The sequence below is a fragment of the Micromonospora sp. WMMC415 genome (assembly GCF_009707425.1).
In the GTDB taxonomy this organism is placed as follows: domain Bacteria; phylum Actinomycetota; class Actinomycetes; order Mycobacteriales; family Micromonosporaceae; genus Micromonospora.
Genome location: NZ_CP046104.1, coordinates 1,892,722 through 1,907,379 on the forward strand (window position 1 = coordinate 1,892,722; position 14,658 = coordinate 1,907,379).

The window sequence follows — 14,658 nt, forward strand, 5'->3', positions numbered from 1 at the left end:
CCGGCCGGGTGCTCAGCCCACGCGGCCGGCCCCCACCATCGCCGGTTCCCGTTCCCCGGCGACCCGGTGGTGGTGCTGCGGCTCCGCGTACCGGGTCAGCCCGATCACCGCGGCGAGGGTGACCAGGAACCCGACGGCGGCCAGCCACTCCCGCCCCGGCCAGATCTTGTCGTTCAGCAGCAGCAGCCCGACGATCGCCGCGGGCACCGCCCCGGCGGCGTCCATCGCCGCCACGGCAGCCGTGGTCGAGCCGCGCTGCATGGCCAGCCCGAGCAGCAGCTGACCGACGACCGAGTGCACGATGAGCAGGTAGAGCAGCGGGTCGCGGAGGAACGCCTCCGCGGAGGCCGCGGAGGCCAACGGCCGGGCCGCCACGGCGGCGGCGGAGAAGGCCAACCCGGCCAGCGAACCGAGCGCCACCGAGCCGGGCGAGCCGTGCAGGCGTACCGCGAAGAAACCGAGCACGGCGATCACACCGAGGGCCGCCACCAGGGCGACCAGGCCGGCGGTGCCGAGCTGCCGCGACGGCGCGGGCCGGGCCGACAGCACCAGCGCGGCGATCCCGCCGAAGAGCAGCACCAGCAGGGCGACCTCGGCGGCGGGCAGCCGCCACTTGAGCAGGAGCACCCCGAGTACGGCGGTCACGCCGAGCCCGGCGGCGACGCTCGCCTGGACGAGGAAGAGGGGCAGGTCCCGCCGGGCCAGGAAGGCCAGCACGAACCCGGCCACCTGGCATCCCAGACCCACCAGGTACGTGCGGTGGCCGGCGAGCCGCAGCAGCAGGCCCGGATCGAAACTGTGGTGCACGGTGGTGCGGGCCGCCGCGACCGACTGGAGCAGGTTGGCGATGCCGTACGCGACGATCATCGACGCGAGGAAACACCAGCCGGAGGAGACCACCTGGCGAGGATAGAGGTTGACGGAAGTCAGCGCGCGGTTGCCCGACCGAGGCGGGCGAGGATGTCGGCGTGCAGCGGGCCGTTCGTGGCGATCGCGCTGATCTCGCCGGACGCGGCGTCACCAGGTGCGGGACGGCCGGCCAGGTCGGTGAACGTGCCGCCCGCCTCGGTGACGATGGGCACCAGCGCCGCGATGTCCCACAGCGACAGTTCCGGCTCCACCATCACGTCCAGTGCGCCCTCGGCGAGCAGCATGTAACCGTAGAAGTCTCCGTACGCCCGGCTGCGCCACGAGTCCCGCATGATCTGCAGGACCGCCGGCAGCCGGCCGGTCTCCTCCCAGCCGGTCAGCGAGGAGTAGCAGAAGCTCGCGTCGGCGAGGTCGGTCACGCCGGACACCCGGATCGGCGTGCCGCCGGCCAGGTCGCGGCCGGCGTACGCGCCCTCGCCGAGCGCCGCCCACCAGCGGCGGCCCAGCGCCGGCGCGGAGACCAGCCCGGCGACCGGGCGGTCCCCCTCGAGCAGCGCGATGAGCGTGGCCCACACCGGTACGCCCCGGATGAAGTTCTTGGTGCCGTCGATCGGGTCGACCACCCAGCGCCGCCCGTCCGGACCGGTCGCGGGCTGCTCGCCGTACTCCTCGCCCAGCAGGCCGTCGCCGGGCCGGTGGGTGGCGAGCAGCGCACGGATCGCCCGCTCCACGGCGGTGTCCGCGTCGGAGACCGGGGTGAGGTCGGGCTTCGCGTCGACGCGCAGGTCGAGCGCACGGAACCGCGCGGTGGCGATCGCGTCGGCGGCGTCGGCGAGGCGGTGGGCGAGGGCGAGGTCGTCGGCGTACCCGGTCATGTCGCAGACGGTAGCGGCGGCCGGGTCAGGCACCGGCCGGCGGGGCGCCGGGATTTCGCGGGTCGGGCTCGCCGCGCGGGTCGCTCTCCCCGGCGCGCGAGGCGAGGAGCCGACGGTACGACGCCAGCCGACGCGGGTCGGCCTTGCCGGCGGCCACCCAGGCGTCCAGGCCGCAGGCCTCCTCGTCGGCGGTGTGCGGGCAGTTCGCCGGGCAGTCGACGGTGCCCTCCACCAGGTCGGGGAACCCGTGCAGCAGGCTGTCGGCGGAGACGTGGGCGAGCCCGAAGCTGCGCACGCCCGGGGTGTCGATGATCCAACCGGGATCGTCGTCGCGGCCGGTCAGCCGCGGCAGCCGCAGGGCCACCGCGCTGGTCGACGTGTGCCGGCCCCGGCCGATCGCGCTGACCTGGCCGACCGCGCGGGCGGCGTCCGGGACGAGGCGGTTGACCAGCGTCGACTTGCCCACCCCGGAGTGCCCGACCAGCACGGAGATCCGCCCGGCGAGGAGGCTGCGCAGCGCGTCCAGCTCCGAGCCCGGGCGGATCAGCACGTACGGGAGCTCCAGCTCGGCGTAGTACCCGAGCACCGCCTCCGGGCCGGCGAGGTCGGCCTTGGTGAGGCAGAGCAGCGGCTCGACGTCGGCGTCGTACGCCGCCACGAGGCACCGGTCGATGAACCCGGTCCGGGGCGGCGGGTCGGCGAGCGCGCTGACGATGACGAGCTGGTCGGCGTTGGCGACCACCACCCGCTCCAGCCGGCCCTCGGCGGTGGTCGCGTCGTCCTCGGCGGTGCGGCGCAGCACCGAGCTGCGCTCGGCGATCCGGACGATCCGGGCCAGCGCCCCGGCCGCCCCCGACGTGTCACCGACCAGCCCCACCCGGTCGCCGACCACCACGGACTTGCGCCCCAGCTCGCGGGCGCGCATCGCGGTCACCGGCGGCGCGTCGGGGCCGGCGCCGGGCAGCACGCACGTGTACCGGCCCCGGTCGACGGCGGTGACGAACCCGTCCACCGCGTCGGCGTGGCGGGGGCGCATCCGCGTACGCGGGCGCGAGGACTTCCCGGGCCGGACCCGGACGTCGTCCTCGTCGTACTCGCGTCGTCTGGTCGCCAGGACCGCCCCCCGTCGCGTCAGCTCTTGCCGGTCACCATCGCTGACCATAGTGCCGGAAATTCCGGCATCGTCTTGGAGGTGCAGGCCACGTCGCTCAGGTCGATGCCCGGCACGGCCAGCCCGGCGACCGCCGCCGCGTGTGCCATGCGGTGGTCGTGGTACGTCTCGAACACCCCGCCGCGCAGCGGCCGGGGCCGGATCTCCAGCCCGTCGTGGGACTCGGTGAGGTCGGCGCCCAACGCGCCGAACTCGCGGGCGAGCGCCGCGATCCGGTCGGTCTCGTGGCCCCGGATGTGGGCGACGCCGGTGAACCGCGACGGTGAGTCGGCGAGCATGGCCAGCGCGGTGAGTACCGGGGTGAGTTCGCTGACGTCGGAGAGGTCGGCGGTCAGGCCGTGCACGGCGCCGGTGCCACGGACGGTCAGCCCGGCCGTGGACAGGGTCACCTCGCCGCCCATCGCCTGCAACAGCGCACGCAGCCGCTCGACCGGCTGGGCGCTGCCGCGCGGCCAACCCTGGACGGTGACCTCGCCGCCGGTGACCAGGGCGGCGGCGAAGAACGGCACCGCTCCCGACAGGTCCGGCTCGATCTCCCAGCCCCGGCCGGCCAGCGGGCCGGGCTCGACGGCCCACACGTCGGGGGTGGTGTCGTCGACGGCGGCGCCGGCGGCCCGCAGCATCTGCACGGTCATGCGCAGGTGCGGCGCGGACGGTACCGGCGGCCCGACGTGCCGGACCACGACGCCCCGGTCGAAGCGCGGCGCGGCGAGCAGCAGCCCGGAGACGAGCTGGCTGGACGCGGAGGCGTCGATGACGACCTCCCCGCCGGTGACCCGGCCGGTGCCGAGCACGGTCAGCGGCAGGCTCCCGGTGGGCGGGGTGTCGACCCGGACCCCGAGGCCGCGCAGGGCGCCGATGAGCGGCCCGAGCGGACGCACCCGGGCCTCCGGGTCGCCGTCGAACGTGATCCGCCCGTCGGCCAGACCGGCGACCGGGGGCAGGAACCGCATCACCGTGCCGGCGAGACCGACGTCGACGTGCGCCGGCCCGACGAGCGGGTGCGGGCGGACCAGCCAGCGCGCGTCGTCGCTGATCGACATGTGTGCGCCCATCGCCCGCAGCCCGCCGGCCATGAGCTCGGTGTCCCGCGCCCGCAGCGGGCCGGCCAGCGTCGACGGACCGCTGGCCAGGCCGCTGAGGACCAGGGCGCGCGCGGTCAGTGACTTGGAGCCCGGCAGGCGCAGCGTCGCCGAGACCGGATCCGACGCGGTCGGAGCGGTCCACGGTCGCAGCGGCCGGGTCGCCGTCAGATTCCCCACGGTCACATTCTGCCGTCTCCGCTGCCGGGCCACGCCGTCCGCCCGGCCGTACTCCCGGTCAGCGGGACAGCCGAGCGGTGTCCGGCGGGTTAGCGTGTGCGACATGTGCGGGAGGTACGCGACGACCCGGTCCGCGGGCGACCTGAGCGCGCTGTTCGAGTCGTACGACGACACGGACGGCCGGCTCGGCCCGGACCACAACGTCGCTCCCACCGATCCCGTGCCGCTGGTCCGGGTCGCCCCAGAGGGTGACCGCGCGCTGTCGCTCGGCCGCTGGGGCCTGGTCCCGGCCTGGTCCCGGTCGCCCGCCGGCGCCGCCCGCATGATCAACGCCCGGGCCGAGACGGTGGCCACGAGCCGGGCGTACGCGGCCTCCTTCGCCCGTCGGCGGTGCCTCGTCCCGGCCGACGGCTGGTACGAGTGGGTCCGCCATCCGGGCGGGAAGCAGGCGTTCTACATGACGCCCCGGGACGGCTCGGTGCTCGCCTTCGCGGGCATCTGGTCGGTGTGGGAGGGGCCCGGCGGTCCGCTGCTGACGTGCAGCGTACTGACCACGGCCGCCCTCGGCGAGCTGGCCGAGGTGCACGACCGGATGCCGCTGCTGCTGCCGCGCGAGCGGTGGGGCGCCTGGCTGGCGCCGAGCGCGCAGCCGGAGGGCCTGCTCGCTGCGCCGCCGCCGGAGTGGCTCGCCGGGCTCGAGGTGCGGCCGGTGGGGCCGGCGGTCGGGGACGTCCGCAACGACGGCCCGCACCTCGTCGAGCGCGTGGCCGTGCCGGTCCCGCCCGCGCGCGCGGGCGAGCACGGGGAGTTGACGCTCTTCTGACGGCCGGGGCATTGGCAGGAGTGATTTGCCAGAGTTGCGGATGAAAAGTTCCGTGCTTGTCGCCCCACATTCGCCGTAACCCCTTGTATTGACGTTCGGAAGTGCGATACAACACAGCGCCGGTAGTGGGCGTCGATTCGCAGGGGGCGGACGACGTCCATCGATCTTGCCGGTCCCACGGGGGAGGTGGGTGGATGACCCGGGCACGTATGCCCCGTCCGCACGAAGTGGCCGCAGCACGACGAGATCCACGGCTGTTGCGTGCCCTACGGGAGCGCCGGCAGGACGAGGCGTGGCGCACCAGAGGCACCTGTCAGAGCGTCGATCCGGAGACGTTCTTTCCGGCGCCGAACGAGCCGGCCGACGCGGCCGTGGCGCTCTGCCGCAGCTGCGACGTCCAGGGTTCCTGCCTGGCCTGGGCGCTGGAGGTGGGTGACTGCCACGGCGTGTGGGGCGGCACCACGCCCCGCGAGCGCCGGGCCATGCTGGTCGCCTGGCGCAGCGAGGTGCAGCCCGACCCGGACGCCGCAGACGAGGCGGGCCCGCCGGTCCGGGACCGCCTGCTCACCCTGGTGCCGCTGAGCCGCTGAGCCGCTGAGCCGCCCCGTCCACCGCATGATCCACTCGGCCTGCCGGAAGTCGGGGCATCCTGCGTCAGCCCGATACGCATGACGTCGAGTGGATCAAGGTGCCGGGCCCGCAGCTGCCGGACCGGCGCGGCGGATCCGGTGGCGCGTCCCCGGGACGGCGGCGGGACGGCCGAGAATGGGATCCGTGTCGCTGACGGAGGAAATCGCCACCCCACGCGGGCCGGCTCGGGTGGACGTCGACCTGCCGACCGGTCCGTACGCCACGGGTCCGTCCGGCACCGCGCCGACTGACGGTTCCGCTGCGCCGGTCAGGTCTCCGGTCGCCCTGCTGGTGCTCGGGCACGGCGCGGGCGGCGGGGTGGACGCGCCTGACCTGGTCGCGGTCCGGGACGCCGCGGTGGCCGCCGGGCTGGTCGTCGCGCGGGTGACGCAGCCCTACCGGGTGGCCGGCCGACGCGCGCCCGCACCGGCGGGACAACTGGACGAGGCGTGGACGGTCGTGGTGTCCGCGCTGCGGGAGCGGTGGCCCGGCGTACCCCTGGTGGTCGGGGGCCGATCCAGCGGCGCGCGGGTAGCCTGCCGCACCGCCACGGCGGTCGGCGCGGTGGCCGTGGTCGCCCTGGCGTTCCCGCTGCACCCGCCGGGCCGCCCGGAGCGGTCCCGGGCCGACGAGTTGGCCACCGGCCTGCCGACGCTCGTGGTCAACGGCGACCGCGACCCCTTCGGGGTGCCGGAGGCGGGGCCGGCGGTGCGCGTGGTTACCCGCCCCGGGGAGCGCCACGACCTGCGCAAGGATCCGGCCGGCACGGCGGCGGTGGTGCTCGACTGGCTCCGCGACCGGCATCCACACAACTTCGGGGAAAGTGCGGCCTTGGGCGACCAGGATCCGCGCAACTTCGGGGAAGATGCTGGCTCGGCCACCCGCGGGCACCGACCGCGTTAGCCGCCTTCGTATCGGACGGACGGGTGGACCTGCGCGGCCGCGCGTGACCCGGGTGGGGCACCCTCGTTGCACCGGATGGTGCCGTATTGCCCGGTTGGGGGCGGCGGTGCCGGTCCTCCCAGGCCCTTCCTGGTCCCAGCGTCGGTCTCCGCCGAGGTCGAGCCGGGACCAGGAACGGGGCCGGCGGTCGGAATGTCGGGCACGGGGTCCCGCGTTGCACTCCCCGGACGACATTTCTGGCGAGAGGGGTGACGGGTGCCGACCGAGACGCAGGCCCGGGAACGGGACGAGCGGGGCGCGCGGCAGCTGCGTCGGCTGCTGGACGGTCCGGACTGGCCCGCGGCGGTGCCGCCGGTCGACCCGGTGAGCGCGGGCACACCCGCCGGAAGTGAATCTGCAGGCAGGTCCGTGCGCGTATCCTCGGCGGGAAAGCATCCGACGCGAGGGGATGTGCGGTTGACCACCGAGAAGACGGACGAGCGCAGGGCCCGCTTCGAGCGGGACGCTATGCCCTTCGTCGATCAGCTCTACGCTGCCGGCCTGCGGATGACCCGCAACCCGGCGGATGCCGAGGACCTGGTCCAGGAGACGTACCTGAAGGCGTACGCGGCCTTCCACCAGTTCGAGCAGGGCACCAACCTGAAGGCCTGGCTGTACCGGATCCTGACCAACACCTACATCAACTCCTACCGTCGCCGGCAGCGGCAGCCGATCCAGGCGCCGACCGACGAGATCACCGACTGGCAGCTCGCCGAGGCCGAGTCGCACACCTCCAGCGGGCTGCGGTCCGCCGAGACGGAGGCGCTGGACCGGCTCCCGGACAGCGACGTCAAGGAGGCCCTCCAGCAGCTGCCGGAGGAGTTCCGCCTGGCCGTCTACCTCACCGACGTCGAGGGCTTCTCCTACAAGGAGGTCGCCGACATCATGGGCACGCCGATCGGCACGGTGATGTCGCGCCTGCACCGGGGCCGACGTAATCTGCGCAAGCTGCTCGAGCAGTACGCGGCCGAACGGGGCTTCAGCTCCGCGTCGTCGTCGAAGGGCTCGACCGCTGCCGCCGGCCGGGAGGTGTGACGTGAGCTGTGGAGAGCCGCACGAGACGGACTGCCGCGAGGTGTTGGCGGAGGTCTACCTCTACCTGGACCTGGAGTGCGCCGAGGAGCGCCGCACGCTGATCCGGTACCACCTCAACGAGTGCGGGCACTGCCTGCGGGAGTACGGCATCGAGCAGGAGGTCAAGGCGCTGGTCGCCCGCTGCTGCGGCAACGAGACGGCCCCCGAGCAGTTGCGCGAGCGGCTCCGGGTCAAGCTGACCGAGCTCGTGGTCTTCGAGAGCAGCGAGTCGCGGGAACTGGCCGACTGACGCTGGAGACACAGACACCGGTGGCCCGGGTCGGGGACGACCCGGGCCACCGCCGTGTCCGCACCGGAACTGATCCGCCCGGCCGGCGCCTCAGGAGTTGGGGCGCTTGCCGTGGTTGGCGGAGCTCTTCTTACGAGCCTTCTTCTTGCGGGCCTTCTTCGCCATGGTGACCTCCTCGTGTTGGCCGTTGCCACCGCCGTGGGCGTCCGCGACGCCGCGGCACGCACCGGCCGGCTCCGACCCGCTGATGCTAGTGCCGCCACCGCCGGCGGCCCCCGTCCGGGCCCCTTTCCGGTACGCCGCGCCGCCCGACACGCCGGGCGCGGCACGTCGGAGAGTGGACCACGGTCCGGCCGGCCGCTCCCGCCCACCGCGGCCCGCCGACATGATTGGATACGTCGGCAGGCAGTCGCGAGAGGGAGGGCCGGGAGATGGCCGAGGAGATCCGCGCCGAGATGGTGGCGAACGTCTGGAAGGTCGTCGCGTCGGCCGGTGACGCCGTGTCCGAGGGGGACACCCTGGTGATCCTGGAGTCGATGAAGATGGAGATCCCGGTCGTCGCCGAGTCCGACGGCGTCGTGCAGCAGCTCGCCGTCAACGAGGGCGACGTGGTGCAGGACGGCGACCTGATCGCGGTGATCGGTTGAGCGTGCTCGTGCGGTCGGCGGGGCCGGCCGACTTCGCCGCGGTGGCGCGGCTGACGGTCGCCGCGTACGAGGCCGACGGGCAGCTCAAGGGCGAGACCGGGTACGGCGCGGTGCTCGCCGACGTGGCCACCCGGGCGGCGCACGGCGACGTGCTGGTCGCCGTCGACCCGGTCACGGACGCCGTCCTCGGCTCGGTGACCTTCGTCCTGCCCGGCAGCCGGTACGCCGAGCTGTCCGGCCCGGGCGAGGCGGAGTTCCGGATGCTCGCCGTGGACCCGGCCGCGCAGGGCCGGGGAGTCGGGGCGGCGCTGGTCGACGCGTGCGTGGCGCGCGCCACCGGCTCGGGCTGCTCCGCGGTGGTGATCTGCGTACGGGACGGCCACGCCGCCTCGGCGCAGCGGCTCTACCGGCGGCGGGGCTTCGTCCGCGTACCGGAGAAGGACTGGTCGCCGCTGGCCGGCGTGGACCTGCTCGCCCTGCGGCTGGACCTGACCGGCTGACCTCGCCTCGCGGGCGGGCGCGGTCGCCGGCTGCGGGCTGGCCGGTCCGGCGCCGGCGGGCCCGGCGAGCCGTAGGTCAGGACGGCTCGTCCGGCCGGGGGCCGATGGCCGCGAGCAGTTCCTCGGCGACCTCCATCGCGATCCGGCGGCGCTCCGCGTCGCTGATGCCCGGGGTGCGTACCGCGAACCAGCTGCTGTGCACGGCGAACAGCGCCAGCACGGCCCGCAGTTGGGCGCCGGGGGAGTCGTCACCCCGGCAGAGGGCGTTGGCCAGGCCGAACATGCGGTTCCGCATCTGCTGGCCGGCGGCGAGGCTCTTCAGCACCGTCTGGTTCTGCTCGAAGAAGCGCATCACCGAGGGCTGGTCGCCGGCGAACATCGTGTCGGCGTACCGGCCGAGGATCGCCCGCCGGGTCTCCAGGGTGGCCGGCTGCTCCTCGGCCCACGCGACGAGCTCGGCCATGTGGTCGAGGCGGTCCTCGACGAAGCTGCTGACGATCTCGTCCTTGCTCTTGAAGTGGTAGTAGAGCGCCGCTTTCGTCACGTTCAACCGCTCGGCGATCTCCCGGAGCGAGGTCTTCTCGTACCCCTGCTCGGTGAAGAGCTCCAGCGCGATGGCCTTGATCCGCTCCCGCGTGCCGCCTGTGCTCTCCCTCACCCTCACCACCCGATTCGCTTGACCGTTGTCCGATGCCCAACTTACCGTGCGGCTAGTAAGCTGACTAGCCGGGCGGCAAGTAAGTTGCACACATCTCGGGGGGAGCCTACCGATGAGCGAGGCAGCGCAGGCACCGGTACGACCGAACATCCGGCTCGTGCTCTTCGGCCTGATGATCGCCATGATGCTGGCGATGCTGGACAACATGATCGTCAGCACGGCCCTGCCGCGGATCGTGGGCGAGTTCGGCGGGTTGGACCACTTCACCTGGGTGGTGACCGCGTACGTCCTCGGCACGACCGTCTCCACCCCGATCTGGGGCAAGATCGGCGACCTCTACGGCCGCAAGCCGGTCTTCCTGACTGCGGTGGTCATCTTCCTGATCGGTTCCGCGCTCTGCGGGATGGCGGGCTCCGCGCTGTTCGGCGGGGCCGACGGCGGGATGGTCGAACTGATCGCGTTCCGCGCCGTCCAGGGGCTCGGCGCCGGCGGCCTGATGGTCGGGGTCATGGCGATCATCGGCGACCTGGTTCCGCCCCGCGAGCGGGGGCGTTACCAGGGCATGATCGCCGGCATCATGGCGATCGCCATGGTGGCCGGCCCGCTCGTCGGCGGCTTCATCACCGATCACCTCTCGTGGCGGTGGGCGTTCTACGTCAACCTGCCGCTGGGCGGCGTCGCACTGGTGCTGCTGATCGCCACCCTGCACCTGCCCCGGCGCCGCACCGAGCACCGCATCGACTGGTGGGGCGCCGCGCTGCTCGCGGCGGGCATCACGGCGATCGTCCTGATCACCACGTGGGGCGGCAACGAGTACGCCTGGGCCTCCCCGCAGATCCTCGGCCTGGCCGCGTTCGCCCTGATCGCGCTCGCCGCCTTCGGTGTCGTCGAACGGCGGGCGGTCGAGCCGATCCTGCCGCTCGGGCTCTTCGCCAACCGCAACTTCGCGCTGATCTCGGTGGTCGGCTTCCTGCTGGGCTTCGCGATGTTCGGCGCGATGAGCTTCCTGCCGCTCTACCAGCAAACCGTGCAGGGCGCCTCGGCCACCAACTCCGGGCTGCTCCTGCTCCCGCTGATGTTCGGGATGCTGGTGGTGTCGCTGCTGGTGGGCCGGGCGATCACGAGGACCGGCCGGTACCGGGCGTTCCCGATCGTCGGCGGTGTGGTGATGACCGCCGGCATGGCGCTGCTGACCCGCCTGGACGTGCACACCAGCAAGATCGAGTCCTCGCTCTACATGCTGGTGTTCGGCGTCGGCATGGGTTTCCTCATGCAGACCTCGATGCTCATCGCGCAGAACAGCGTGGAACAGCGCGACCTGGGCGCGGCGAGCGGCGCGGCCACATTCTTCCGCTCGATCGGCGGCTCGTTCGGCATCTCCCTGTTCGGGGCCATCTTCGCCAACCGGCTGGCCGACTCCCCGGCCGGCGGCTCCTTCGGCGGGGGCGGCGAGGCCGGCGCGGCGATGGACCTGGAGCGGCTCCGGGAGCTGCCGGCGCAGGCCCGCGAGGTGGTCCTCGGTGGTTTCGCCGAGGCGATCTCGAACGTCTTCCTGTGGGCTGTGCTCTTCACCGTCGTGGTGCCCCTGCTCGCCTGGTTCATCAAGGAGATCCCGCTGCGCACCGCGAACACCCCGCCGGCCGCCTCCGCCGACGAGGCGGAGACGGCCCTGGCCAAGACCCCGACCCCCTGACCCGACCCCCTGACCCGACGCCGCGCCGGCGGCGCGGCGTGCGCTGCGCGTCGCACGCGACCCGCAGCGCACAACTTCCCCGAAAGTGCGGCCTCCCGGCGCGGTGAGGCCGCACTTTCCGGGAAAGTGCGCGGATCTTGACCGGGCGCCGGCCGGCCGCCGCGTGGGGCGGGCGGTGGACGGCGGGCGGTGGTGGGCCGGTGGGGTGGTCAGGGGCGGCGGAGGAGGGTGGTCAGCTGACGCCAGAGGCGGCGTAGCGGGCCGGGACCGCCGGGGCCCCGTGGCGGGCCACCGGTCAAAGTGTGGGCCAGCGCCCGCGCCTCCGGGGCCAGGTCGGGGGTGGCCAGCGCCAGGTGACCCAGGGAAGCGGCGATCGACACCGGTCGCGTCCGGGCCACCTCCGCGGCGTCGGCCAGCCGCTCCGCCACGAGCGCCGCGACGTCCTGGCGTACCGACGGGTCCACCCAGGCCATGGTGACCAGGGCGAACAGCGCCGCCTCGGAGGTCCAGTCCTCGACGCCCCACGCCAGGTCCAGCAGCACCCGGCGTCGGGTCGACCCGGCCCACGGCTCGTCGGTGCGGTGGTGCAGCAGCCCGAGGCAGGTCCAGACCTGGACGCTGCGGGTCCACAGCGCCGGGTCCTGACCGTCGAGTACCCGGCCCAGCGCGGTCGGTGGGGCGGCCGGCGGGTGGACGAGCAGGCCGAGCAGGTCCGCGAGGTCGAGGGTGGCCAGTGCCACCGCGGCGTCGTACGCCGCCGGCGGGTGCGGCCACGCCGGGTGCACGAACTGCCGGAGGTGCGCGGCGGCCTCCGCCGACGGCGCCGGGACGGCGGGCGTGACCGAGTCGCCGTCGTACCGCCACAGCTGCCGGCCCGTCGCCCGGCGCGGCTCGCGCGGATCCGGGCCGGGCCCGCCGACCATCTCCACCCGCAGGCCGGGCGCGGCGGCGGTGAGCGTACGCAGGGCGCTCGGCGGCGTCGGCGACTCCAGCCGGACGGCGGCGCCCAGTCCGCGATGGTCGTCGGCGAGGACGGCGCGCAGCGCGTCCACCGCCGGCCCGACGGCGGGCGTGACCTGCCCGAGCCACGGGCGGCCGGCGCACGCCTCGGCGAGGTCGGCGTGCTCGTGGGTGTCGTCCGGGTGCTCCCGGGTGAAGTCGGCCAGCGCGACGAGGTGCGCCGCGTCGCCGTCGCGCCGGAACCGCAACCGGTGCGCCGTGTGCACCGCGCAGTCGAAGGACGGGTCCCGGGCGAGAGCCCGGTCGATCCATTCGAGCGCCTCGTCGAGCCGGCCGTGGTCGGCGAGGGTGCCGGCGATGTCGGCGTACACGGCCAGGTCGTCCGGATCGTGCGCGACGGCCCGTTCGAGCGCGGACAGCGCCTCCCGGATGCGGCCGGCGCTGCGGTACGCGTATCCGAGCCACACCTCGCCGATCTTCGACGGCTCCACGCGTACGCCCTGGCTGGCCCAGCGGATCGCGACCGTGACCTCGCCGATCCGCCGGGCGAGCGCGGACGCCGCGCCGAGCAGCAGCGCGTGGCCCGGGTGGACGGTGACCGCGTTGCGGGCCAGCGCGAGGTACGGGGTCAGGGCCGCCCGGCCGGCCCGGGGCACCGGATCCGGCGCGGCCGCGCACACCTGCATGAGGATCCGGGCGGTGCGGTCGGGGTCGAGACGTTCCGCCAGGTCGGGCGCGGTCACCCAGGGCACCTTCGCCCAGGGGGTCGCGGGGGCGTGGCCGGTGGCCGCGACGAGCAGGTCCAATCCCTCGGCGGGGCGGCCGGCGGCGGCGAGCAGGTGGGCTCGGGCGACCACGGTGCCGACGAACACGTTGTGGCGGAGGGGGAACAGGTCGAGTCCGCCCCCGCCGGCGGCGGCGAGGCGGGCGAGGACCTCGTGCACCTCGGGCAGGGTGGGCGCCTGCGCGAGTGCGCCCGCCACGTGCGCGGCGGCGTGCGCCAGGTCGCCGTCGGCCAGTGCCGACCGGGCCAGGGCCAGTTCCTCCGCCGCCGGCAGGTCCCGCTCGTGCTCGGACACGTCCGTTTCGCTCCAGTGCTGTGTGAGGTCGGGACAGCGTAGGTGATGTTGAGGAATCTTAGTGATCGTCTGCGCAGTACTGCTCGTTGCATTGCTTGGATCAGATCAAAGGTGCAAGACTGAGCAGGAAACGCGCGGCAACCGCGCATTGGGAGGAGCTTCCGTGACGCGTCCAGGGGCCGGCATGGCCGCCGACATCGACGAGCAGCCGGCGGGGTACGTGCGACTGCTCTCCGCCGAGCAGGCCGGTGCGATCGCCCGGGTCGCCGCCGTCATCGCCGAACGTCGCCCCCGGCACGTGGTGTTCACCGCCCGCGGCACCTCCGACCACGCCGCGCTCTACGGCGCGTACCTCACCGAGATCCGCCTCGGCCTTCCCGCCGGGCTCGCCTCGCCCAGCGCGGTCACCGTGTACGGCGCGCGGCCGGACCTGTCCGACGCGCTCGTGGTGGGCGTGAGCCAGAGCGGCGGCTCCCCGGACCTCACCGAGGTGCTGCGGACCGCCCGCGCCTCCGGGGCGCTCACCCTCGCGGTCACCAACGCGCCCGACTCGCCACTGGCCGACGCCGCGGAGCTGAGTGTCGACATCGCCGCCGGGCACGAACGGGCGGTGGCCGCCACCAAGACCTACACCGCCGAACTGCTGGCCCTCCTGATGCTCGTGGAGGGAATCCGGGCCGGCGACGGCGCGCTCCCCGCCGACGAGCGGGCGGCCCTCGACGCGCTCCCCGAACTGGCCGCCCGCACCCTCGCTGACGAGACCCCCACCCAGCTCGCCCCCCGGTACCGGTTCGCCGCCCAGCTCGTCACGACCGGCCGGGGGTACGCGTACCCGACCGCCCGGGAGGCGGCGCTGAAGCTGATGGAGACGTCCTACCTGCCGGCGCTCGCCTTCTCGGGCGCCGATCTGCTGCACGGGCCGCTCGCCATGACCGACCCGGACGTGCCGGTGCTCGCCGTGGTCGGCTCGGGCCCCGGTGGCCGGTCGATGGGGGAGGTGCTGCCGCGGCTCGGCGAGCGGCGCGCCGACGTGGTCGTGGTCGGCTCGGCCGACGTCCCGGGCGCCACCCGGATGGCCGTGCCCGAGGTCGACGAGCGGTACGCCCCGCTGCTGGACATCCTGCCGCTGCAACGCCTCGCCCTGGCCCTCGCGATCGCCCGTGGCGAGGACCCGGACGCGCCCCGGGGGCTCAAGAAGGTCACCGCGACGATGTGAGTGCCGGC

15 protein-coding genes and 1 pseudogene are annotated in these 14,658 nt (G+C 74.3%); 9 read left to right on the top strand and 7 right to left on the bottom strand.

What is annotated here, in order from left to right; genetic code table 11:
* Window positions 1-12 precede the first annotated feature (12 nt).
* The 4 genes from GKC29_RS09270 to aroA form a co-directional block, all read right to left on the bottom strand.
* Complete coding sequence (locus GKC29_RS09270; protein WP_155330429.1) at window positions 13-900, bottom strand: hypothetical protein; 888 nt, start codon at window positions 898-900, stop codon at window positions 13-15.
* A gap of 26 nt (window positions 901-926) precedes the next feature.
* On the bottom strand, window positions 927-1,745 hold the full coding sequence (hisN, locus tag GKC29_RS09275) for a histidinol-phosphatase (protein ID WP_155330430.1): 819 nt from the start codon (window positions 1,743-1,745) through the stop codon (window positions 927-929).
* Between the two features lie 25 nt (window positions 1,746-1,770).
* The gene (rsgA, locus tag GKC29_RS09280) at window positions 1,771-2,781 is read right to left on the bottom strand and encodes a ribosome small subunit-dependent GTPase A (protein ID WP_230689055.1); all 1,011 of its coding nucleotides are present in this window, start codon (window positions 2,779-2,781) and stop codon (window positions 1,771-1,773) included.
* 95 nt (window positions 2,782-2,876) lie between these two features.
* On the bottom strand, window positions 2,877-4,178 hold the full coding sequence (gene aroA, locus GKC29_RS09285) for a 3-phosphoshikimate 1-carboxyvinyltransferase (protein WP_155330432.1): 1,302 nt from the start codon (window positions 4,176-4,178) through the stop codon (window positions 2,877-2,879).
* A 103-nt stretch (window positions 4,179-4,281) separates the two neighbouring features.
* Here aroA and GKC29_RS09290 point away from each other — a divergent pair, with 103 nt between their 5' ends.
* From GKC29_RS09290 to rsrA, 5 genes are all read left to right on the top strand, one after another.
* A complete protein-coding gene (locus GKC29_RS09290) occupies window positions 4,282-5,001 on the top strand; it encodes an SOS response-associated peptidase (RefSeq protein WP_155330433.1) in 720 nt (239 codons plus the stop codon).
* A 194-nt stretch (window positions 5,002-5,195) separates the two neighbouring features.
* On the top strand, window positions 5,196-5,591 hold the full coding sequence (locus tag GKC29_RS09295) for a WhiB family transcriptional regulator (RefSeq protein ID WP_155330434.1): 396 nt from the start codon (window positions 5,196-5,198) through the stop codon (window positions 5,589-5,591).
* Window positions 5,592-5,766: 175 nt separating this feature from the next.
* Window positions 5,767-6,534 (top strand): alpha/beta family hydrolase, encoded by a 768-nt coding sequence (locus tag GKC29_RS09300; protein WP_230688974.1) that lies wholly within the window; start codon window positions 5,767-5,769, stop codon window positions 6,532-6,534.
* A 255-nt stretch (window positions 6,535-6,789) separates the two neighbouring features.
* On the top strand, window positions 6,790-7,608 hold the full coding sequence (locus tag GKC29_RS09305; protein ID WP_155330435.1) for a sigma-70 family RNA polymerase sigma factor: 819 nt from the start codon (window positions 6,790-6,792) through the stop codon (window positions 7,606-7,608).
* A gap of 1 nt (window position 7,609) precedes the next feature.
* A complete protein-coding gene (gene rsrA, locus GKC29_RS09310; RefSeq protein ID WP_155330436.1) occupies window positions 7,610-7,897 on the top strand; it encodes a mycothiol system anti-sigma-R factor in 288 nt (95 codons plus the stop codon).
* Window positions 7,898-7,987: 90 nt separating this feature from the next.
* On the opposite strand, the gene GKC29_RS30535 is transcribed toward rsrA, so the two are convergent.
* Window positions 7,988-8,062: a 50S ribosomal protein bL37 gene (locus GKC29_RS30535; RefSeq protein ID WP_369752275.1), complete on the bottom strand. Its 75-nt coding sequence runs from the start codon at window positions 8,060-8,062 to the stop codon at window positions 7,988-7,990.
* A 266-nt stretch (window positions 8,063-8,328) separates the two neighbouring features.
* On the opposite strand from GKC29_RS30535, the gene GKC29_RS09320 reads away from it, so the two are divergent.
* Both GKC29_RS09320 and GKC29_RS09325 read left to right on the top strand, forming a co-directional pair.
* The gene (locus GKC29_RS09320; RefSeq protein ID WP_155330438.1) at window positions 8,329-8,544 is read left to right on the top strand and encodes a biotin/lipoyl-binding carrier protein; all 216 of its coding nucleotides are present in this window, start codon (window positions 8,329-8,331) and stop codon (window positions 8,542-8,544) included.
* Window positions 8,541-9,044 (top strand): GNAT family N-acetyltransferase, encoded by a 504-nt coding sequence (locus GKC29_RS09325; RefSeq protein ID WP_155330439.1) that lies wholly within the window; start codon window positions 8,541-8,543, stop codon window positions 9,042-9,044. The genes GKC29_RS09320 and GKC29_RS09325 overlap by 4 nt, the downstream gene beginning before the upstream one ends.
* On the opposite strand, the pseudogene GKC29_RS09330 reads toward GKC29_RS09325, so the two are convergent.
* Window positions 8,948-9,708: pseudogene (locus tag GKC29_RS09330) on the bottom strand (TetR/AcrR family transcriptional regulator). The gene GKC29_RS09325 and the pseudogene GKC29_RS09330 sit on opposite strands and share 97 nt — an antisense overlap.
* 106 nt (window positions 9,709-9,814) lie before the next feature.
* Between GKC29_RS09330 and GKC29_RS09335 the strand changes: the two are divergent.
* On the top strand, window positions 9,815-11,395 hold the full coding sequence (locus GKC29_RS09335; RefSeq protein WP_155330441.1) for an MDR family MFS transporter: 1,581 nt from the start codon (window positions 9,815-9,817) through the stop codon (window positions 11,393-11,395).
* 209 nt (window positions 11,396-11,604) lie between these two features.
* Here the strand turns inward: GKC29_RS09335 and GKC29_RS09340 are convergent, their stop codons facing one another.
* Window positions 11,605-13,434, bottom strand: coding sequence for a tetratricopeptide repeat protein (locus GKC29_RS09340; protein WP_155330442.1), 1,830 nt, complete (start codon window positions 13,432-13,434; stop codon window positions 11,605-11,607).
* A 184-nt stretch (window positions 13,435-13,618) separates the two neighbouring features.
* On the opposite strand from GKC29_RS09340, the gene GKC29_RS09345 reads away from it, so the two are divergent.
* The gene (locus tag GKC29_RS09345; protein ID WP_155334051.1) at window positions 13,619-14,650 is read left to right on the top strand and encodes an SIS domain-containing protein; all 1,032 of its coding nucleotides are present in this window, start codon (window positions 13,619-13,621) and stop codon (window positions 14,648-14,650) included.
* The last annotated feature ends 8 nt before the right edge of the window (window positions 14,651-14,658 follow it).